The 22596-nt window shown below is 41.5% G+C and carries 23 protein-coding genes; 21 read left to right on the top strand and 2 right to left on the bottom strand.

What is annotated here, in order from left to right:
- Positions 1-32 precede the first annotated feature (32 nt).
- Complete coding sequence (locus HMPREF9448_RS07385; protein WP_008861968.1) at positions 33-1007, bottom strand: type I phosphomannose isomerase catalytic subunit; 975 nt, start codon at positions 1005-1007, stop codon at positions 33-35.
- A 29-nt stretch (positions 1008-1036) separates the two neighbouring features.
- Positions 1037-2491, bottom strand: a complete 1455-nt coding sequence (locus HMPREF9448_RS07380; RefSeq protein WP_008861967.1) for a glycoside hydrolase family 10 protein — start codon at positions 2489-2491, stop codon at positions 1037-1039.
- A 225-nt stretch (positions 2492-2716) separates the two neighbouring features.
- On the opposite strand from HMPREF9448_RS07380, the gene HMPREF9448_RS07375 reads away from it, so the two are divergent.
- The 21 genes from HMPREF9448_RS07375 (at position 2717) to HMPREF9448_RS07275 (ending at position 22585) form a co-directional block, all read left to right on the top strand.
- A complete protein-coding gene (locus HMPREF9448_RS07375; protein WP_008861966.1) occupies positions 2717-3349 on the top strand; it encodes a trimeric intracellular cation channel family protein in 633 nt (210 codons plus the stop codon).
- 9 nt (positions 3350-3358) lie between these two features.
- Positions 3359-3766 (top strand): GtrA family protein, encoded by a 408-nt coding sequence (locus HMPREF9448_RS07370; RefSeq protein WP_008861965.1) that lies wholly within the window; start codon positions 3359-3361, stop codon positions 3764-3766.
- A gap of 12 nt (positions 3767-3778) precedes the next feature.
- The gene (locus HMPREF9448_RS07365) at positions 3779-4732 is read left to right on the top strand and encodes a glycosyltransferase family 2 protein (protein WP_008861964.1); all 954 of its coding nucleotides are present in this window, start codon (positions 3779-3781) and stop codon (positions 4730-4732) included.
- Between the two features lie 14 nt (positions 4733-4746).
- A complete protein-coding gene (locus tag HMPREF9448_RS07360) occupies positions 4747-6465 on the top strand; it encodes an ArnT family glycosyltransferase (RefSeq protein ID WP_008861963.1) in 1719 nt (572 codons plus the stop codon).
- A 77-nt stretch (positions 6466-6542) separates the two neighbouring features.
- On the top strand, positions 6543-7223 hold the full coding sequence (locus HMPREF9448_RS07355; RefSeq protein ID WP_008861962.1) for a response regulator transcription factor: 681 nt from the start codon (positions 6543-6545) through the stop codon (positions 7221-7223).
- Positions 7224-7226: 3 nt separating this feature from the next.
- Positions 7227-9002: a sensor histidine kinase gene (locus HMPREF9448_RS07350; protein ID WP_008861961.1), complete on the top strand. Its 1776-nt coding sequence runs from the start codon at positions 7227-7229 to the stop codon at positions 9000-9002.
- Positions 9003-9100: 98 nt separating this feature from the next.
- Complete coding sequence (locus tag HMPREF9448_RS07345; RefSeq protein WP_008861960.1) at positions 9101-10759, top strand: AMP-binding protein; 1659 nt, start codon at positions 9101-9103, stop codon at positions 10757-10759.
- Between the two features lie 98 nt (positions 10760-10857).
- The gene (locus HMPREF9448_RS07340; RefSeq protein ID WP_008861959.1) at positions 10858-12816 is read left to right on the top strand and encodes a putative porin; all 1959 of its coding nucleotides are present in this window, start codon (positions 10858-10860) and stop codon (positions 12814-12816) included.
- A 4-nt stretch (positions 12817-12820) separates the two neighbouring features.
- Positions 12821-13627 (top strand): transporter substrate-binding domain-containing protein, encoded by an 807-nt coding sequence (locus tag HMPREF9448_RS07335; protein WP_008861958.1) that lies wholly within the window; start codon positions 12821-12823, stop codon positions 13625-13627.
- Between the two features lie 40 nt (positions 13628-13667).
- Entirely contained in the window at positions 13668-14093 is a 426-nt protein-coding gene (locus tag HMPREF9448_RS07330) for a SoxR reducing system RseC family protein (protein WP_008861957.1), read from the top strand.
- A 3-nt stretch (positions 14094-14096) separates the two neighbouring features.
- The gene (locus HMPREF9448_RS07325; protein ID WP_008861956.1) at positions 14097-14942 is read left to right on the top strand and encodes an RnfABCDGE type electron transport complex subunit B; all 846 of its coding nucleotides are present in this window, start codon (positions 14097-14099) and stop codon (positions 14940-14942) included.
- The gene (gene rsxC, locus HMPREF9448_RS07320; protein WP_008861955.1) at positions 14936-16270 is read left to right on the top strand and encodes an electron transport complex subunit RsxC; all 1335 of its coding nucleotides are present in this window, start codon (positions 14936-14938) and stop codon (positions 16268-16270) included. Before HMPREF9448_RS07325 ends, rsxC begins: the two co-directional genes overlap by 7 nt.
- Before the next feature lie 11 nt (positions 16271-16281).
- Positions 16282-17283, top strand: coding sequence for an RnfABCDGE type electron transport complex subunit D (locus tag HMPREF9448_RS07315; protein WP_008861954.1), 1002 nt, complete (start codon positions 16282-16284; stop codon positions 17281-17283).
- Complete coding sequence (locus HMPREF9448_RS07310) at positions 17280-17888, top strand: RnfABCDGE type electron transport complex subunit G (RefSeq protein ID WP_008861953.1); 609 nt, start codon at positions 17280-17282, stop codon at positions 17886-17888. The genes HMPREF9448_RS07315 and HMPREF9448_RS07310 overlap by 4 nt, the downstream gene beginning before the upstream one ends.
- Entirely contained in the window at positions 17881-18465 is a 585-nt protein-coding gene (locus HMPREF9448_RS07305) for an RnfABCDGE type electron transport complex subunit E (RefSeq protein ID WP_008861952.1), read from the top strand. The genes HMPREF9448_RS07310 and HMPREF9448_RS07305 overlap by 8 nt, the downstream gene beginning before the upstream one ends.
- A gap of 2 nt (positions 18466-18467) precedes the next feature.
- A complete protein-coding gene (gene rsxA / locus HMPREF9448_RS07300; protein WP_008861951.1) occupies positions 18468-19049 on the top strand; it encodes an electron transport complex subunit RsxA in 582 nt (193 codons plus the stop codon).
- Between the two features lie 218 nt (positions 19050-19267).
- The gene (locus HMPREF9448_RS07295) at positions 19268-19495 is read left to right on the top strand and encodes a 4Fe-4S binding protein (protein ID WP_008861950.1); all 228 of its coding nucleotides are present in this window, start codon (positions 19268-19270) and stop codon (positions 19493-19495) included.
- Between the two features lie 27 nt (positions 19496-19522).
- Positions 19523-20602, top strand: a complete 1080-nt coding sequence (locus HMPREF9448_RS07290) for a 3-methyl-2-oxobutanoate dehydrogenase subunit VorB (RefSeq protein ID WP_008861949.1) — start codon at positions 19523-19525, stop codon at positions 20600-20602.
- A gap of 38 nt (positions 20603-20640) precedes the next feature.
- Positions 20641-21402 carry a thiamine pyrophosphate-dependent enzyme gene (locus HMPREF9448_RS07285; RefSeq protein ID WP_008861948.1) on the top strand — a complete coding sequence of 254 codons (762 nt, stop codon included), beginning with the start codon at positions 20641-20643 and terminating at the stop codon, positions 21400-21402.
- Between the two features lie 15 nt (positions 21403-21417).
- The gene (locus HMPREF9448_RS07280) at positions 21418-21960 is read left to right on the top strand and encodes a 2-oxoacid:acceptor oxidoreductase family protein (RefSeq protein WP_008861947.1); all 543 of its coding nucleotides are present in this window, start codon (positions 21418-21420) and stop codon (positions 21958-21960) included.
- Between the two features lie 169 nt (positions 21961-22129).
- Positions 22130-22585 carry a DUF4252 domain-containing protein gene (locus HMPREF9448_RS07275; protein ID WP_008861946.1) on the top strand — a complete coding sequence of 152 codons (456 nt, stop codon included), beginning with the start codon at positions 22130-22132 and terminating at the stop codon, positions 22583-22585.
- Positions 22586-22596: the final 11 nt, after the last annotated feature.

Below are 22596 nucleotides of genomic sequence, written 5' to 3'. Positions count from 1 at the left end.
CCGGCATTATTCTTTTTATAAAAAACACTTCATTATTCGGGAATATAACATTCGAGTAACTTCGCAGAAGTTTCTGCCTCGATTGTCACCCATGAGAGTGTAGCGGGAATCAATGCGGTTTGTCCTTGATGTAAAGATATCGTGTAACCGTTATTATCGGTCAATCGCACTTTTCCACCCATACACATATAGATAACGAACGAATCATGTCCCGAAACGGAACGCTTCACACTTTTATCCACTTCGATTAAATTCGTTTCGAAATACGGGCATTTGACTAAACCGACAGCATCGTTATTTTTAGCCGCATAATCGGTTCGTAAATTATCATACATTTTAAAATCGACTGCATCGATAGACTGCTCGATATGCAACTCTCTGGCATTGCCCTGCGCATCTCTACGATCATAATCGTATATGCGATAAGTAATATCGGAGCTTTGCTGAATCTCGGCTATCAATATTCCCTCACAAATAGCATGAATACGGCCTGCCGGAAGAAAGAACACATCGCCGCTTTTCACTTCATGAAATTGCAATACGTCGGTAATCGTATTATTTTTGATTCGCTCTACATACTCTGCGGGAGTTATTTGCTTAGAAAATCCCGAATAGAGGCCTGCTCCCGGTTTAGCGTCGATGACATACCACATCTCGGTTTTCCCAAATGAATTGTGCCGGGCCATCGCCAACTCATCATTGGGGTGAACTTGAATAGAGAGATTATCGTGTGCGTCGATAAATTTAATCAACAACGGGAATTTATCGGCATAGCGAGCTGCGACATGCTTCCCCAGCAAATTCGCCCCGTCGCGCTTAATCAACTCCGTAATCGTTTTCCCTTTATCTTCCCCTTCGCTAACGACCGATATACGATCGCCTACTTGTGAAATTTCCCAACTTTCACCGATACCGGGGTGAACTTCGGGTAACTGTTTGAATCGGCTGATTTCTTCTCCCCCCCAAATCATAGGACGAAGAATGTCTTCAAATTTCAAAGGATACATAGCTTTTATTTTTTATATCAACATTATAATTATAGAGTTATTCGATACTTATCCGGTTCTATATTTTTACCCGTCCAAAACGCAGGCTTGCTCTCGGTCCCATACCTGTCACGAGCCACTATGGCATAATTCCTATAAGGAATCGACAATGAACATGAATGTATATTTTTAGGTAATACAGCCACTATCTGATCTCCTGTATTCATATCCAAAGAATCATTTGTCGCATACAATACATAGGTGAATGCACCATCTGCCGGACTCCAAGAAATATTAGAAATGCCGCCCTGTGTCTCCACTCGTAAATTGTTCGGGGTATCCGGTATTTGCGATATAGGATTTTTCAACCCGGGTGTCAAGGCCGGATACCTGTAAAAACAGGAAACGAGCCATTGCCTCAAAATCGTATGCGTATGTAAATTTTCATATCGGAAATAGGCCTGTCCCACTCCCATTTTCCGAGTGGTCTCGATTTGTCTCTTTATTTCTATGAAAGGCCAATTACCTTCGTTCTTATCCAACCGGTAAACTCCCAAGCCACTTATTACTTTTCCGGGAGGACAAGAATTTGTCCAGTCATACAAGAACGGATAATAATTTTCTTCTCTGAAATACATCATCGGGACAATAAAATCATGCCGTCCGCTCTGCAACCAATCTTTCGGATTTTGCGAAACAGCCTCCATGCAGCTCCATTCCGCAGGGAAACCTTCTAATGAAGCATATCTACCTAACGGTGAACTACTGACTTTCACCCACGGCTTTAATCGTTTCACCTCTTCATAAATGGCTGTGACGATACCGGTTATATTGTCTTCTCTCCAACGAAACAAAGACTTGCTTCTACTTCCCCACTTCCTAAACGAATCGGAATCGGGAAATTTCATCGCATTATCGGGATAACGCACATAATCCAAATGAATACCGTCGACATCATATTTAGAAACGACTTCCCCGACTAATGCTCTTAAATAATCCTTCACCGCCGGATTCCCCGGATCGAGAAACCATTCCCCCGATAATTGCTTACACCATGAACGATGGCGGGCAACAACCGAAGAACGACCTTGTTTTTTCACTTGCCTATTCGATCCCACCGGAAAAGTGACGAGCCAAGCGTGGCATTCGATGGCCCGTTTATGACATTCCTCAATGACGAAAGCAAGAGGATCGTATCCGGGTTCCCGCCCATGACTTAAAACGGCAGCCCACGGTTCGTATCGAGAAGAATAAAAAACCTCACCTCGAATACGCGCTTGAAAAAACACCGTATTGATTCCTACCGATTGCAACTCATCGAGAATATAGCACAACTCTTTTTGCTGTATATATCTATCGGACAAAACCTTTACCGGACGCGAAGGCCAATCCAATCCCCAGTTCGTTGTTATCCACACCGCCCTCATTTCATATTTCGGAGAAGAAGGAAATATGGAAACACAGATAAAACAAACTGAAAGAAGTATTAGCAGTCGTTTTTTCATTAAAGATTTGTATTAAGAGAAATAGTGCAAACAAAAGCAGAAACAAATTTATCGGACTCTACGAGCACAGTCTATTTCCACATTTGGTGCAAAGGTACATTTTTATTCCCACAAAATAGCTTTACAGAACTTATTTCATACGACAAAAACTCAACTCCCAAAAATAAAATAAGAACGACAGATTATCATAAAAAATAGTACCTTTGCAATTCCATACGAAAGATTATGAATACAACTTTCGCCACCATATTAGAAATTGTCGGCACACTGGCCTTCGCCATTAGTGGCATTCGATTAGCAGCCGCAAAACAATTCGATTGGTTCGGAGCCTATGCTGTCGGGCTTGTAACAGCCATAGGAGGTGGAACGCTCCGAGATGTCTTGTTGAATGCAACTCCTTTCTGGATGATAAACGGCAGCTACCTCACCGTAACGGCCATAGCTCTTATTTTCGTCATTATTTTCAAACAATACTTGGTAAAACTCGAAAATACGTTCTTCATATTCGATACGATCGGGTTAGCTCTATTTGTCGTCGTGGGAGTAGAAAAAACACTTATGTTCGGATTTCCGTTTTGGGTAGCGATCGTCATGGGAACCATTACGGGATCGGTCGGCAGTATCATTCGCGATATCCTCATCAACGAAGAACCTCTGCTATTTCGTAAAGACATCTATGCCTTAGCTTGTGTCGCCGGAGGAATCATGTTTTATCTAGGAGAAAAAATGGGGTTCAACAGTATAACCAACCAATCCATTTGCGGCATATCGGTCGTTGCGGTTCGCTTACTCGCTGTAAAATTTCACTGGTCTTTGCCAGCCTTGAAAGATGACACGACCAACCCCATTAAAGACTGACATTTCATCATGTTCGAACGACTGAAAAAATACGATAAAAAAGCAATAGGACAATTTATTCGTTTCGGTATTGTCGGTATCATAAATACCCTTATAACGCTTATCGTCATTTACTTCCTGCAAGAGATTCTACATGTAAAATATACCATATCCAATTTTATAGGCTATATAGCAGGTGTCGTCAATAGTTTCTTCTGGAACAAACTTTGGGTATTTAAAAAATTAAATAGTAACTTTATCCGCGAAGCCATCTTATTCCTCGTCTGTTTCGGGATATGCTATGGCATACAATTTATATCGTTACTCATTTTGGTAGAGATATTATATGTACCCGATTCTTGGGCTCAACTTTTGAGTATGATCGTATATACACTGTGTAATTTCATTATGAATAGATGTATCACTTTTAAAAAATAAAAGTTTCATACCATGAAAGTATCTGTAATCATTCCCTGTTATAACGAAGAAGAAGTACTACCCTTGTCCCATAAGCGATTTTCCCAAGTAATGGAAAGTACGGCTCACGATTATGAACTTATTTTCGTTAACGATGGGAGCAAAGACCACACAGAAGAACTTTTACTCGGTTTCGCCAACGATGATCCTCATACAAAAGTAATATCGTTTTCCAGAAACTTCGGACATCAAAATGCCGTGAGTGCAGGATTACACAACTGTACCGGAGACATTGCCGTTATCATCGATGTGGACCTGCAAGACCCGCCCGAAGTTATTCCCCAAATGATAGATACTTATTTGAAAGAAGGCAGTAATGTCGTATATGCGGTACGCAATAAACGTGAAGGGGAAACTTTCATGAAAAAATTCACCGCCAAGATTTATTATCGCATGCTCAACTCTCTATCTGACTACACATTTCCTGTCGATACAGGCGATTTCAGGCTCATCGATCGCAAGGTTTTGGATGCATTCAAACAGTTTCCCGAAAAGCATAAATATTTGCGGGGACTTTTCAGTTGGATGGGATTTAAACAAACTCCGTTCTATTATACCCGTAACGAACGTGCTGCCGGCAGAACGAAATATTCCATACGAAAAATGTTTTCATTAGCCTCGGCCGGTATCTTCGGTTTTTCTAAAAAGCCATTAAAATTGGCCATATCATTAGGAACACTTTCCATTTTTATAGCATTGGCTTTTGCTATCTGGATATTTATCATGTACCTTTCCGGCAAAGAATCTATCGTTCCGGGGTGGTCTTCGACAATCATTACTATCGTATTTTTAGGTGGAGTGCAATTGTTTACCATCGGAATACTCGGAGAGTACATTGGAAATATCTTCGATGAAACCAAAAATCGCCCAGAATACATTATAGATAAAAAAATCAATTTTGATCCTCATAACAACCAAACGATTTAAAGACTATCCCCATTATGAATGTGCCTAAAATAAGTTCCAAGACATCTCTATTTCTTTTACTGTTAGTCATCAGTACCTTAACGATCATACCCTATTTGGGGCTAACCAACTTCCACACCAAAGGAGAACCCCGGGAAGCCATCGTGGCAGTCAGTATGTTACAAAACGACAACTGGATACTACCTATAAACAATGGCGGAGACATCGCCTACAAACCTCCTTTTTTTCATTGGTGTATCGCAGCGTTGTCCCTTCCTGTCGGAGAGGTAACAGAGTTCACTTCGCGCCTTCCTTCGGCACTGGCGGCAATCCTTATGGCAATCGTGTGTTTTCTCTTTTTTGCCAAACGTAGCAGAAACGACATAGCATTCCTTGCCTCTCTATTGCTGCTGTCGGGATTTGAAGTGCATCGAGCTGCAATGGCGTCGCGAGTCGATATGGTACTGACCTGCTTCATCGTCTTAGCCATGCTCCAATTATATCGATGGTGGGAACTCGGGTTGAAAGGAATCCCCATTTGGGCAATACTATTTATGAGTATAGCTACGCTCACTAAGGGACCGGTGGGCATCGTACTTCCATGCGCCGTAATCGGCATATTCCTTCTTTTCCAAAAAGTGTCTGTATGGAAAGCCTTCTATAAAATTATCCCCATAGCACTACTATCCTGTATCTTGCCTTTACTCTGGTATTATGCGGCCTATCAACAGGGAGGAGAAGCATTTCTACGGCTCGTTATGGAAGAAAACGTCGATCGCTTCTTGGGAAAAATGTCATACGGTTCACACGAGCAACCCATCATCTATTATGTTTATATTACCTTAGCGGGTTGGTTACCATGGTCGCTTTTAGTTATCATGTCATTATTTACCTTAAAATACAAGAGACCACAGAGTACGGTCAAACTATATTGGGAACGATTCAAAGACTATATCACACACATGGATAAAATGAGACTGTTCAGTCTCTTATCCATTGTCATCATATTCGTTTTTTATTGTATCCCCAAAAGTAAAAGATCGGTATATATTCTTCCCATTTACCCATTCATAGCCTATTTTTTGGCAGAATACATGCTCTTTCTACTCAAACAAAGACCGCGAATATGGAGAATATTTTCAATTTTCATAGCTTTTATCGGGGGATTTTTATTGGTGGTTCTAACTATCGTCAAAAGCGGAATTATAGACAAATACGTCATGTCTTCTACGAGTGACATCAGTCACTATGTAACAGCCCTTTCCGAATCGTGGGATATCATATTCATCATTACTGCCATATTTATAGTATTCTTAATTTATGACATCTATAAGAGCAAACGATACCTAACCTATAATAACCGTTATCTTTACTCGGTCGTAGCCCTGTTTTTCGGCATTCAACTGATGTTGGACGCTTCTACTTTGCCGGCTATACTTAATGCAAAATCGATGAAACCGTTTGCAGACAAAGTAGTATCGACTGTCCCAAATGGAGAGATATATTCTTATGTATCGTCCTCTATGATGCGATTTTTCATTATTAATTTTTATGCACAAAACCGAGTCATTGACTTCGAAAAAGAAATGCCTAAAAATGGTTATTTACTCGTTGGCGAACGGGATTTCAATTATATAAAAGAAAAGTACGGAGAACAATATACTTTTGAACAAACCCTACGAAGCGACCGTAAGGGAAACGACGTGAAAGATTATATTCTACTTTTCAATTTTCAAGAAAACACAGCAGAATGAAGATTAAAAAGTAAAATGTTTGTCACATTGTTGAAATATCTGTTTCTCAATTTTGCACTATCATAAAAATTGAAACTATGGCCAATTACAAAATTTTAGTCGTCGATGACGAAGAAGATTTATGCGAAATTTTGAAATTCAATTTGGAGGTCGAAGGATATGACGTAGATACGGCAAATTCGGCAGAAGAAGCGCTACAAATGAACCTGACCAATTATAACTTATTGTTGCTCGATGTCATGATGGGCGAAATGAACGGATTCAAAATGGCCTCTCTGTTAAGAAAAAACGAGAAGCTGAAACATATTCCCATCATTTTTTTAACGGCCAAAGATACCGAAGACGACAAACTCATGGGATTTAATATCGGTGCGGACGATTATATATCGAAACCGTTTTCTATCCGAGAAGTGATCGCAAGGGTCAAAGCCGTACTAAGACGGATTGTAGACAAAGAAGACCCGGCTATTTTACAATTTGAAAAATTGTACATAGACCCTGTAAAAAAACGAGCGTTCATAGACAATACAGAACTCCCATTGACTAAAAAAGAATTTGAAATATTATCCCTCCTGCTTTCCCACCCGGGACAAGTTTTCTCTCGTGAAGAAATATTATCGAAAATATGGACAGACGAGGTATATGTTTTAGACAGAACTATCGATGTCAATATTACCCGCCTACGCAAAAAAATAGGAGAATACGGTAAGCGCATCGTAACTCGTCTCGGATACGGATATTGTTTTGAAACAGCTTAATTTATGTCTACCGAGAAGGTTCGAAAATCTATGACGTTCGATAGAAAATTATTTTTTTCTATCGGCTCTCTTTTCATCGTTTTTATCGCTATTATTTTACTATTCGAATATAATCTAGAAAAAGAAAACCGACAGCAATCTCTAAATGCCCTTTTACAAGATTATAACGAACTCATATATTCCCAAATTAAAAACAAAGAGATAGACCAAATTTCAATCGACTCCATCATACAGAGTATTACTCGAAAACCTCTAAGAGTAACTATTATATCGGCACACTCTGGAAAAGTGTTGCTCGAAAGCCAACAAGAAAAAGAACCAAACTCCATCGCAAACAACCATTTGGACCGCCCCGAAATAAGATCATCTCTAAAAAATGGGAATGGATATGCCATTCGATATTCTCAATCGTTCAAAAAAAATTTCTTCTATTCAGCTAAACGATATGACGATTGGATCATACGTTCCTCACTTCCTTTCGAACGGGAGAAATTTTCCATACTCAGTCCCAATAACGAATTCATATATTTCATGTTAGCGATATCGATTTTCGCCATACTGTTGCTTTATTATTTTTGCCACAGCTTGGGGAAATCCATTGCCGCTCTCAGCCAGCTATCTCAACAGGCAGAACAGGGAAAGCCTATACACATTACTATAAAATCAGGGGTAGACGACATTGGCAATATTACCCAAAGTCTTACTCACATTTATGATAATTTATTAAAAACCAAAGAGAAACTATCCATAGAGCAAGAGAAACTATTCAAGCATTTACAGTTCTCCAAAGAAGGATTGGCCTTTTTTTCCAAAGATAAAAGGATTATTATGGCCAATAATCTTTTTATTCAGTATCTCAATTTTATCACAGACAATACCCTATCTCCCTCCGACTATTTATTTAAAGAGGCCAATCTGAAAAAAATCAACAATTTCATTTCTCAAAAGCTCTATGAACAAAACGAACAGGAGGAATTTATTTCGGAGTCTATGGTTATAGACAAAGGAAGCCGAACTTTCCTCATAGAATGTATCATATTTCAAGACCATACATTTGAAATAGCCATTAACGATATTACCCAACAAGAACAAGAAAGCCGGTTAAAACGCCAACTTACTCAAAACATCGCTCACGAACTTAAAACCCCGGTCAGCAGTATCCGCGGATATATGGAGACCATTCTTTCCACCGAAATGGACGATAGCCGGAAAAAAATGTTTATGGAGCGTTGCTACGCACAATCCAAACGATTGACCGATTTACTAAGAGATATTTCAATGCTCAATAGGCTGGACGAATCTAAGGACCTCTATGACACGGATAATACCGATTTACAAAAAATCATCAATGAAGTTATTAACGAATCACAAGCGGCCTTGACAGAACGGGAAATGACCGTCGAGACGAAAAACCTCCACGAACGAATGTCCATAAATGGAAATTATTCCTTATTGTACTCCATTTTCAGAAATCTTACAGACAATGCCATAGCCTATGCCGGTATAGGAACAAAAATCACGATAGACTGTTATCTCGAAGATAGCAAATATTATTATTTCTCTTTCTCCGACAACGGAATCGGTGTCCCCGAAGAACATTTGAACAGATTATTCGAAAGATTTTACCGGGTTGATAAAGGTCGGTCCCGCAAACTCGGAGGAACCGGATTGGGACTTGCCATTGTTAAAAACGCCGTTCTCTTCCATAAAGGAGAGATATGGGTAAAAAACGGTTTATCAGGAGGGTTGAACATTCTTTTTTCATTACGAAAAGTTTAGGAACCCTATTCCTCTTTTCCCAAAATAGACACAGAAACATTAGGATTATTCAGGAAATCTCGTAACTTTGTAAAATCATGACATAAAAACTTGATTTTATGAACAACGAGAGTTTCAATAAATACATCGAACAAGCCATTAAAGAAAATTGGGAAAGAATCGCATTAAGTGATTTCGACGGTGTATCTTATCATTATAAAGACATTGCCCGCAAAATAGCCAAAATACATCTCTTATTAGAAAGTGCCGAAATAAAAAAAGGAGACAAAATAGCTATCTGCGGTAAAAACTCAGCTCATTGGGCAGTAGCCTTTTTTGCGGCAATCACCTATGGGGCCGTACCCGTCCCCATCTTACATGAATTCAAAGCAGACAATATACACCACATTGTCAATCACTCGGAAGCAAAACTGCTATTTGTCGGAGATATTGTCTGGGAAGACTTGAACGAAACGCTAATGAAAAACCTGAAAGGAATCTTCCTATTAAATGACTTTTCCTTATTAAGATCAAAAAGTGAAAAGCTGACGGATATGCGGAACCGATTAAACGAATACTTCGGGAAAAAATATCCTGCCCGATTTACCCCTGATGCCGTAAGCTATTACGAAGATTCTCCCGAGGAACTCGCCGTTATCAATTACACCTCGGGCTCCACCGGTTTTTCAAAAGGAGTAATGCTCCCCTACCGCAGTTTATGGTCCAATGTCAAATTTTGTTTAGACCATTTACCGTTCTTGTCCGCAGGTGACGGTATTGTTTGTATGTTGCCGATGGCACACATGTACGGCATGGTTATAGAAATGATACACCCATTTTTAAAAGGCTGTCACTTGCATTTCCTGACTCGGATTCCCTCTCCTAAGATCATCATGGATGCTTTTGCTACGGTAAAGCCCAAACTAATTATAGCCGTTCCTCTCATCATCGAAAAAATTATCAGAACCAAAGTGTTTCCTTTATTAGAGAAACCTTTGATGAAACTTCTTTTAAAAGTTCCATTCTTAGACACTCAGTTATTGGCAAAAATCAACGATAAACTTTACGAAACGTTCGGAGGAAACCTCTCTCAAATGATTATCGGAGGTGCGGCTTTAAATAGAGATGTAGAACAATTCCTGCGTCGTATCAATTTTCCCTTTACCGTAGGATATGGCATGACCGAGTGCGGTCCGCTCATCTCTTATGCCCCGTGGAACGAGACTCGAATCGGCTCTTGTGGGCGGATAGTGGACCGTATGGAAGGAAGAGTAAACTCTTCGGATTCAGAAAATATCGTAGGTGAACTGCAAGTGAAAGGTACGAATATCATGCTGGGATACTTCAAAAACGAAGAAGCTACTCAGGCGATATTCACCGAGGACGGCTGGATGAAAACCGGAGACTTATGTACGATAGATGCCGATGGGTTCATATATTTGAGAGGGAGAAATAAAAACATGATATTGGGTCCGTCCGGGCAAAACATTTATCCGGAAGAAATCGAAGATCGACTGAATAATATGCCCTATGTATGCGAATCGCTCATCATCGAACAAGACGGCAAATTGGTCGCTCTCGTTTACCCCGATATAGAAAACGCACAACATTCGAATATATCCGGCCATGCATTAGAAACTCTGATGGAAGAAAACATATCGACCCTCAACAAAGAACTTCCGGCTTATAGCCAAATCAGCCGTCTTAAAATCTATTATGAAGAGTTCGAAAAAACACCTAAACGAAGTATAAAACGATATCTTTACCAAAGCCATTAAAGGCCATTGGATTAAAAAAGAAAAAGAATTAAACGCCGGCAAAATATACAAAAACACATCGTTTGTAATTGCCGGCTTTTTCATATCTTTGCAAACCGATGAGAAAGGCCTGTATTATCATATTATCCGTACTTTTCTGTTCACTTTTTTCAGAGGCTAAGAAAAAACAGGATATTCCTGCTCCTTATGCATGGAGTATTACCCAGCCGTTAGGGTCGAGATATGATGTTCCTATGGATACTCTCATGCACAATTTTTACAGCACGGATATTCCTTCCAGCTATTCAACGGCTTATGGGACGACCGGGAATCTCGGCGCTGCTGCTTTTTCCAAAATATTTTTCGACAGGCCTTTACCCTCTGAATTTATATTTAAAGATCCATTCGGCCATTGGATACAAACAGCCTCTTCATGGAAATTCTATAATTCACACATACCTTATACCCAACTATCTTATCTGACAGGAGGCTCGAAACAAACTGCCCAAGATGATTTAAAAGCTGTTTTCTCTGGAAATTTTAATCAGAAACTGGAATTCGGAGGTAGCATCAATTATATCCTATCGAGAGGCCACTACCAGCATCAAGCGACGAAAGACCTTGCATACAGTATCTTCGGAAGCTATTTGGGAGACCGATACGATATTCAATTTTTTCTTAATACATATAATTTCGTAAACCAAGAAAACGGAGGTATCTCGGACGATACATACATACTTCGTCCCGAAGAGGTACAAGGAGGACAATCGAGCGTAAACACCCAAACGATTCCAACCAATCTGACGGATGCGTACAACCGTATTCGCGGTAAAGAATACTATGCCACCCAACGATATAAATTCGGGTTCTATCAAGAAGAAGAGCAAGACACAACCGTGATACGTACATTCATTCCCGTCACCAGCATTATACACACCATCGAGTATAACGAAAATAAGCATAGGTTTGTCAATCAATCGGCAACCGAAGACACTACCTACTTCGCGAACACCTATTTAGGTCTTGGAGGGACGAATGAAGAAACCCGATACCAGTCTATACGAAATACTTTCGGAATATCATTACTCGAAGGATTCAATAAGTATGCAAAGATGGGATTGGCGGCTTACGCCACTTACGAATATCGCCATTTTTCCCTGCCTCAGGACACCCTTTCGGCTGGAACTACAATAGAGGGATTGACTCCACGTCCCGATATATCCAATCCTCGCAGCCACGGAGAAAGTCTTCTATGGGTCGGTGGAGAAATTTCAAAACAAAAGGGAGAATTACTGACTTATCATGTAAACGGAAAATTCGGACTTGCCGGAGCAATCATAGGTGATATCGACGTCACTGCCGATATTCGCAGCCGATTCAGGCTTTGGAACGACACCGTTCAACTAAGGGCTTATGGATTTTTCAAAAACACCGAACCTTCTTATTTCTATAAGAAATACACTTCCAATCACTTCATTTGGGACAATGATTTCGGGAAAACACGTCGAATGAGAGTCGGAGGTGAATTCAACATAAAACGGTGGAGAACCAAATTGAACGTCGGTGTCGAAAATATACAAAATTATATCTATTTCGACAATAATAGCTTGCCCCGGCAAGAGAGCTCCATGATACAAGTATTCCACGCAAAACTCAATCAGGATTTTAAATTTGGAGTTTTTAATTGGGAAAACGAAATAGTTTACCAAAAATCGAGCAAACCATCGATAATCCCCTTACCCGAATTGAGCGTATATAGCAATATGTACCTTTTATTCAGAATCGCCAAAGTATTGCATGTTCAATTAGGTGTAGATTGCCGTTACTATACAAAATATAAAAGCGAGGCTTTCCAACCGGCGACCTTAACTTTTCATACCCAAGATGAAATCGAAGTGGGAAATTATCCTTTCATGAACGCATATATAAATATGAAATTGAAACAAACTCGTTTCTTTGTCATGATGTCGCACGTGAATCAAGGGATATTCGGGGGAAATAACTACTTCTCATTACCACATTATCCGTTAAATCCAAGTATGTTTCAAATGGGGTTATCCATAGATTTTTCCAATTAACGATATGAAGCTCAAACGACACATATTTATATATGCCGCGCTATTGATAATAGTTGTCGGAACAATGATATGGTTGCGTCCCCGAAACACTTACCGACCGAGAACTTTCGAGGAAATCAAAGCCGATGGTGTTTTGAGGATCGTTACGGATTATACCCCATTGTCTTACTATTTACAAGGCGACAGCCTATCGGGATTCGACTACGAATTGGCCCGTATGGTAGGTAATCGAAGCGGGCTTTCCATTGAGATAACCCCAGAAGTTAACCTAAGCAAAAGTATCGATGGATTGAAAAAAGGCCAGTACGACATCATTGCCCGTCAATTGCCCGTAACGTCCGAAATCAAGGAAGAATTGGCTTTTACCATACCCATTCAACTGAACAAACAAGTATTGGTTCAAAGAAAAGATCCAAAAGCGCAAAAAAAACTGATAAGAAACCAACTAGATTTGGCCGGAAAAACTCTATACATCGTTAGTGATGCTCCTACAAGATTACGCATTCACAACTTGTCTCGTGAAATAGGCGATACCATATATATACAAGAAGAAAAGACATACGGGGCCGAACAGCTCATCATGATGGTCGCTACTGGGGAAATCGACTTAGCCGTATGCGACAAAGCAATAGCCCAGCAAATGAGCAAAGATTATCCCCAAATAGACTGTAATACCGATATAAGTTTTACTCAGTTCCAATCATGGGCCCTCAGAAAAGACGACTCGATATTACTCGACAGCTTGAACAAATGGATTTCTGAAATTCAAAAAGAAGACAAATATAAAAAATTGTACAATTCTTATTTCTGACAGATAAAAATAAACAAAGGATTAAAAAAGTTTTTCTCGTATGAAACGACCTGATATAGAGCACGAAGGTATTATAACAGGTATTTCCAAATCGCATATATTCGTGCGCATCATACAACACTCGGCTTGCGCAGGTTGTCATGCGGCTTCATTGTGCACGACAACCGACCAAAAAGAAAAAATCATCGAGGTTGAAAAATGCGATTTTCCCATACAGATAGGAGATAAAGTTTCGGTAGCTCTTTCTACCTCGGCAGGATACAGAGCTATATGGTTTACGGCAGCCCTCCCGGTAATTCTCATTATGCTGTCGCTCGTCATCAATGAACGAATAGGAATAAACGAACTATATTCGGGGTTATGTGCCCTTGTTGTATTAGCGATATATTACACGATACTATATTTCTATCGCGATCGACTGAAAAAACGATTTAGATTTTTCTTGAAACCAATACATGTCTCATAACTTATGGTAACGGCAATCATCATACTAAGTATTATCGGACTCATCAGCGCAACATTACTTTACATCATTTCCCGTAAATTCCATGTAGAAGAAGATTCTCGAATCGACGAAATAGAATCTATTCTTCCGGGAGCGAATTGCGGCGGTTGCGGATATGCCGGATGTCGGAATTTCGCCGAACAATGCACGAAGGCCACATCGTTAGACAGTCTGTTATGTCCCGTCGGGGGTAATGAGGTTATGCAAAAGATTGCTCCCATTCTTGGCCTGAATGCTGTGGAAAAAGCTCCTCGTATCGCCGTTATCCGTTGCAATGGCTCTTGCGAGAACCGCCCGCAAACCAGCCATTACGAAGGCGCACACAGCTGCGCGGTCGTTTCCTCGCTTTATACCGGCGAGAGTAATTGTAATTATGGGTGTCTTGGCGAAGGAGATTGTGCGGCAGCTTGCGAATTCGGAGGTATCACGATGGATCCCGTCACCCGACTTCCCCGTATCGATTCCAACATTTGCGTTGCCTGTGGTTCTTGTGTAAAAGCCTGCCCCAGACATTTAATCGAGCTACGGAAGAAACAAGAATCCATGATATATGTGGCTTGCAATAACAAAGACAAAGGCATCATCGCCCGCAAAGTTTGTTCCGTCGCCTGCATAGGTTGTGGGAAATGTGTCAAGACCTGCCCCGAAAAAGCTATTTCTCTATCAGACAATTTAGCGTATATCGACGATAACCTCTGTCTATCATGCCAAGCGTGTGTCGACGGATGCCCTACCCATGCGATACATGCCGAAATAAGAAACAATATCAGGGAAACATCAACCCCCAGAAAGGAAACTGCAATATGTTAAAAACATTCCGCATAGGAGGCATACACCCCAAAGAGAATAAACTGACATCGCAATGCCCAGTAACCGCCATTCCGGTTCCCCGGCAAGTCTCTCTGATGCTCAACCAGCACATCGGAGCGCCGGCCAATTGCATTGTCAAGAAAGGCGATACCGTAAAAGTGGGGACTCTCATCGCCGAGGCCAACGGATTCTTATCGTCCAACATACACTCCCCGGTATCGGGAACCGTCTCGAAAATAGACAAAATAGCTAACGCATTCGGAATATATTCTCAGGCAATTATCATCGATACGGAAGGAGATGATTGGGAGGAATATATAGACCGGACTCCCTCTTTGGAAAAAGAGATTACTTTATCTTCAAATGAAATTATACAAAAAATAGCACAAAACGGTATTGTCGGTTTAGGCGGTGCGACTTTTCCCACCCATGTAAAACTGACACCTCCCAAAGAATTCAAGCCTACGGTCCTCATCGTCAATGCGACGGAATGCGAACCCTACCTGACGGACGACCATGCTCTCATGCTCGAATCGCCCGAACAAATTATAATAGGCTGTCACATTCTAATGAAAGCTATCCATGTAAAACAGGCTTATATAGGAGTAGAAAATAACAAAAGAGACGCTATTGCCCTACTAAAAAAGCATGCCGAAAAATATCCGGGCATAGAAATAGTGCCCCTCCGTACCCGATACCCGCAAGGCGGTGAAAAGCAGCTCATCGATGCCATTCTTCATAAGCAAGTAGCAAATGGGGCATTACCGGTTTCGACCGGAGCTATCGTCCAAAATGTCGGAACCGCTTTTGCCGTGTATGAAGCCGTTCAGAAAAATAAACCGCTCGTAGAGCGTATCGTCACCGTTACAGGAGACGGTGTTAAACAACCGGGGAATTACCGGATAAGATTGGGTATGCCTATCCGTGAGCTGATAGAGATTGCCGGCGGTCTTCCCTCCGACAGCGCAAAGGTCATTCTCGGAGGCCCCATGATGGGAAAAGCGGTTTCCAATCTAGATGCCCCTATTCCCAAAGGCTGTTCGGGTATCTTGATATTAAACGAAGCCCATGCGCACCGGAGCGAAACCTCTTCCTGTATCAGATGCGGCAAATGCGTTTCTGCATGTCCTATGGGACTCGAACCTTATCTCTTGGCCAAATTGTCAGAAAATCATTTGTTCGAGAGAGCGGAAAAAGAACTCATCACCGCATGTCTGGAATGTGGCTGTTGTGCTTATAGTTGTCCGTCAAACCGTCCTATACTCGATTATATACGAATAGGGAAAAATGCAGTAAACCAAATCATACGATCCAGAAAACAATCTTAATTTATCTCGCAATGGAATTAACCGTATCGCCAGCCCCTCACATACACGATAATTTAACCGTCTCGAAATGCATGTACAATGTCATCATCGCATTGCTGCCTGCATTCGCCGTTTCCCTTTATTTTTTCGGAATCGGGGCTTTAATCGTTACTCTCTCGTCTATACTCTCTTGCGTCATTGTCGAATATCTAATCCAGAAATATTTACTGAAAGAAAAGCCTTCTATCGGTAACGGTTCGGCCATACTCACCGGATTGCTGCTGGCCTTCAACCTGCCCTCCAATCTGCCGATATGGATCGTTGTCATCGGTTCTATCGTTGCGATAGGGATTGCCAAAATGTCTTTCGGAGGCTTAGGGAACAATCTTTTCAATCCGGCTTTGGCGGGACGGGTATTTCTTCTCATATCCTTCCCTACCCAGATGACCCAATGGCCTCGGCCAATCGTATCACGGTGGAACTATACCGATACCGAGACCGGAGCAACACTACTTTCTAAATTAAAAGAAGAGGGAAGCCAGTGGATCGAACAAATAGATATCGCTAATCTATGGATTGGAAATCAAGGAGGTAGTTTAGGTGAAGTAGGCGCTATCGCCCTACTAATCGGTTTTGCCTATCTGCTTTACCGGAAAATCATCAGTTGGCATATACCCGTCTCTATCCTCTTGACAGTCTTCTTATTCAGTTTCGTCTTGGCATGCGGGCAAGAAACAGGCAATATGCAAAATATACCCATGTGGCAATATGCATTCGACTTTGCCCTCATTCAGCTATTGTCCGGCGGACTTTTGTTAGGGGCTATATATATGGCGACCGACTACGTGACCTCGCCCATGACCTCCAAAGGAATGATTATCTACGGAATCGGTATAGGTATCTTGACCGTCGTTATACGCCAATGGGGAGGTTACCCCGAAGGAGTTTCTTTCGCAATCCTTATCATGAATGCTTTTACACCGCTTATCAATAATTATATCAAACCCAAACGTTTCGGCAACCATCGATCATGAAGAAAAAAGATTCTACATTTTGGAACATGCTTTGGTCTCTGACCTTGATAACCGCCGTGGCCGGCGGACTATTGGGATATACCCATCGACTTACCCAAGAACCCATAGCACGTGCGACTAAGGCAGGAAGAGAAAAAGCAATCCAACAAGTCATTCCGAAATACGACAACTCCCCAATAGACGAACAATGCTCCTACACTGTCCGTAATGAATACGGTGAGACTACGGCGATCGTCTATCCAGCAAAAAAAGAGGGTATTCTCGTCGGAGCCGCTGTCGAATGCAGCAACTCCACAGGGTACGGTGGCGAAATACGTATTATCGTGGGTTTCGAAGCCGATGGAACGATTCGGGACTATCGAGTCCTGAAACATCAGGAAACGCCCGGATTGGGCGCAAAAATGGACGAATGGTTCAGAACCGAGAAAAATAATCAGAATATCATCGGGAAATCGCCGGTTCGCAACAAATTACAAGTTAAACAAGATTCAGGCGACATAGATGCCATCACAGCCGCGACAATTACATCGAGAGCTTTTTTGGCGGCCATACAAACCGCCTATACGGCTTATGCCGAATCTATGAAAGGAGGCAATCATGAGTAAAACGAAAATACTTTTAAACGGAATTATAAAAGAAAATCCGACTTTCGTCCTTCTATTGGGCATGTGCCCCACCTTAGGAACGACCACCTCGGCCATAGGAGGTTTGGGTATGGGACTTTCTACCCTGTTTGTGCTAATTTGCTCCAACGTCGCAATCTCGATGGTCAAAAACTTTATCCCCGATAAAGTGCGAATACCCGCTTTCATCGTTATTATAGCCACGTTCGTAACCATTCTACAACTGTGTATGCAAGCCTATTTACCCGATTTATATGAAACACTCGGACTTTTTATACCCTTGATTGTCGTTAATTGCATTTTATTGGGACGAGCCGAGGCCTTTGCCGCCAAGCACAATCCGGTGGACTCCTTTTTCGACGGGCTCGGTATTGGACTCGGTTTTACATTTGCCCTTACCTTACTGGGTTGTATCCGTGAATTTTTAGGAACAGGACACGTATTCGGTATCTCGGTTTATCCCGAAGAATATGGGTCTCTCATCTTTATCCTCGCCCCCGGTGCATTTATCGCATTAGGCTTTTTAATCGCTATTATCCATACACTTAAAACCCGCTGATTATGCTCACCTATATCTCTATATTCGTTACCGCCATATTTGTAAACAATATAGTTCTATCCCAATTCTTGGGAATCTGCCCCTTTCTCGGGGTCTCCAAACGTATCGACTCGGCACTGGGTATGGGTGCGGCGGTAACTTTCGTCATGACCATAGCGACGATAGTTACCTATTTATTACAAACCTATTTATTGATGCCGATGAAACTGGACTATATGCAAACCATTGTTTTCATACTGGTTATTGCCGCATTGGTCCAGCTACTCGAAATTATCATCAAAAAAATAGCACCTTCCCTCTATCAGGCCTTAGGCGTTTTCCTGCCATTAATCACTACAAACTGCACGATATTGGGTGTCGCATTGATCGTTATTCAAAAAAATCTATCGCTTCTCGAAGCTACCGTTTATGCCATATCGACAGCAATCGGATTCACATTGGCTTTGGTAATCTTTGCCGGGATGCGTGAACAAATGAGTTTATCCCATATTCCCAAAGCCATGCAAGGCACACCAATCGCACTCATCGCCGCCGGATTACTGGCTATGGCCTTTATGGGTTTTTCGGGTATCAAAATAGGATAACTATCAATTTATAAGTAATACACCATTATAAATTATGTTATAAAACATAATAAGACAAAAATATTACATTTTATCCATATTCGATATATTTTTTAATTAGACTATTAATTTAAAAGTCAATCATTTACACCGATAGGTAGTTTAACAAAAAAACTACCTATTTTACTATCAATTTAAAAATATATTTTTTATATTTGTGGAACTAAAAACAAAATCATATGGCTAATATTAAAGGTGCTGTTGTCGTTAACAAAGAGCGTTGCAAAGGTTGTGAGCTATGTGTAGTAGCGTGTCCGTGCCAAGTTTTGGCATTACAGCCGACCGAAGTTAATGACAAAGGTTATCATTATGCTTTTATGCAGAATCCCGACGCTTGTATCGGGTGTGCAAGTTGTGGTCTTGTATGCCCCGACGGGTGTATCACTGTTTATAAAGTAAAATTATAACCGGTTTAATCTCTAAATCCGTTAATTATGAAAGAAGATATAAAACTAATGAAGGGTAACGAAGCCATAGCACATGCCGCCATACGCTACGGAGCCGACGGTTACTTCGGATACCCTATTACGCCCCAGTCGGAAGTCATGGAAACACTCATGGAAGAAAAACCGTGGGAAACGACCGGAATGGTAGTACTACAAGCCGAAAGCGAAGTTGCAGCTATCAATATGGTGTATGGTGGAGCTAGTTGCGGTAAAGCCGTGATGACATCGTCTTCCAGTCCCGGTGTCAGCTTGAAACAGGAAGGAATTTCCTATTTGGCCGGTGCAGAACTACCCTGTTTAATCGTCAATGTGATGAGAGGAGGTCCGGGTCTCGGAACCATACAACCAAGTCAAGCCGATTATTTCCAAGCCGTGAAGGGAGGCGGTCACGGCGATTATCATTTAATCGCATTAGCTCCCGCTTCGGTTCAAGAGATGGCCGACTTCGTGGCATTGGGATTCGATCTCGCTTTCAAATACCGCAACCCGGCTATTATTCTAGCCGATGGAATTATCGGGCAAATGATGGAAAAAGTGGTACTTCCGCCTTTCCGCAAACGCCGTACAGAAGAAGAAATAAGGGAACAAAATCCGTGGGCGACATTAGGAAAAACCAAAAATCGGAAGAGAAATGTCATCACCTCTCTCGAACTCGATCCGGCAATTATGGAGCAGAATAACATTCGCTTCCAATCCACCTACAAACGTATCAGTGAAAATGAAGTCCGCTTCGAGGAAATCAATTGCGAAAACGCCGACTATCTGATTGTCGCATTCGGCTCCATGTCGCGTATATGCCAAAAGACAATCGAGCTGGCAGCAGAAGAAGGTATCAAAATAGGATTGTTGAGACCCATCACGCTATGGCCGTTCCCGACGGAAGCTATCGCTCGCCATGCAAATCATGTGAAAGGAATCCTATCGGCCGAGTTGAATGCCGGACAAATGGTAGAAGACGTTCGATTGGCTGTCAACGGAAAAGTGCGAGTAGAACATTTCGGACGCTTGGGCGGAATCGTACCTACCCCCGACGAAGTTCTTAACGCTCTCAAAGAAAAACTAATGTAAATACCCGAACCTTTATCTGGTTCATAATTTTTATGCACATGGATATCAACGAAATTATAAAGCCCGAAAACTTGGTTTACACTAAACCTCGGCTGATGAACGATAATCCCATGCACTACTGTCCGGGTTGCAGTCACGGAGTAGTACATAAACTTATTGCCGAAGTTATAGACGAAATGGGTATTGAAGAAGAAACGATCGGTATCGCTCCCGTAGGCTGTGCTGTTTTTGCCTATAATTATCTCGACATCGATTGGATCGAGGCTGCCCACGGACGTGCGCCGGCCATCGCATCGGCCGTAAAACGGCTCAACCCCAAGAAAATGGTATTCACCTATCAGGGTGACGGCGACTTGGCCGCCATTGGAACGGCCGAAACCATTCACGCCTGCAATCGCGGCGAGAATATAGCCATCATATTTATCAACAACGGTATATACGGAATGACCGGCGGACAAATGGCTCCTACTACACTAGAAGGAATGGTGACCTCTACCTGTCCCTACGGACGGAATGTCGCACTGAACGGTTATCCTTTACGAATTGCTGAATTGGTAGAACGGGTGGACGGAACTTGTTACGTGACTCGTCAAAGTGTACACACTCCCGCCTCTATCCGCAAAGCGAAAAAAGCAATCCGGTTGGCTTTCGAAAACGCAATGGCCGGAAAAGGCACATCTTTGGTAGAAGTCGTATCGACTTGTAATTCGGGCTGGAAAATGTCGCCGGCAAAGGCTAACAAATGGATGGAGGAAAACATGTTTGCCAAATACCCGATGGGAGACCTCAAAAACGTATAATTAAAAACTACGGATATGAAAGAAGAAATTATCATAGCAGGATTCGGAGGACAAGGTGTACTCTCTATGGGGAAAATATTAGCCTACTCTGGACTGATGGAAGATAAAGAGGTTACGTGGATGCCCTCATACGGACCGGAACAACGCGGAGGAACGGCAAACGTAACAGTCATACTCAGCGATGAACGTATAAGTTCTCCGGTATTGAATGCATTCGATGTGGCTGTTATTCTGAACCAACCTTCTCTTGAAAAATTCGAAGGCAAAGTAAAGCCCGGCGGTATACTCATCTATGACGGATACGGAATACACCACCCGCCTACGAGAACGGATATCAATGTATATTGCATCAACGCTATGGAAGCTGCCATAGAAATGAACAATACCAAAGCATTCAACATGATCGTATTGGGAGGCTTACTAAAACTAAGACCAATGGTAAGCATGGAAAATGTACTGAAAGGACTGAAAAAGTCGCTGCCCGAACGACATCATCATCTCATTCCCATGAATGAGCAAGCTATACTCAAAGGAATGGAGATTATTCGCAAAGTCTGAAACGGCTAATTTTATAATACTAAAAAAGCGAGGTGAAAAAAGAAAATCATTTTTCCCTCGCTTTTTTTATTTTTCTTTGTAACATATTTATTATTTATCCGTCTCCTATATGAAAGGCCCTAAAAGGTGCACCGGTCTAAATTAAAGTAACAACTAAAAAACAACAGATATGAAAACAAAAATTTTGATTTTAGCGCTTGCAGCATTTTGCAGTTTCTCTTCTATCTCCGCCAGCAATTGTATCGACAACTTATTCAATACGGCTTCCCGAATGCCCAATGCAGAGAAAGTAAACCTCAATTCATTCGTTTTGGGATTACTCAAACCGTTTTCGTCAGAACTGAAAGGAATAAAATCGATGAGTATTATCGATGCTGAAAATATCTCGTCCAAAGATTATACGAGATTCGAGAAAATAATAACACAATGCGATTCCGACGGCTATGAAACAGTAACCAGCTCGAACGAAGAAAACGAGATTGTCCGAATCCTGATGAAAATAGAAAAAGAAAAAATTCGGGAAATCGTCATTATCTCCCTCGAAGAAAATGAAATCAGTTTAATCCGAATCAAAGGGAAAATCGATCCTAATCAAATGCAGAATATCATAGAAGACAACGCATAATAAACAATAAA

The organism is Barnesiella intestinihominis YIT 11860 (assembly GCF_000296465.1).
Taxonomy (GTDB): Bacteria; Bacteroidota; Bacteroidia; order Bacteroidales; family Barnesiellaceae; genus Barnesiella; species Barnesiella intestinihominis.
Note: the sequence above shows the minus strand (reverse complement) of the source record. Positions and strands in the feature narration are given on the sequence as shown.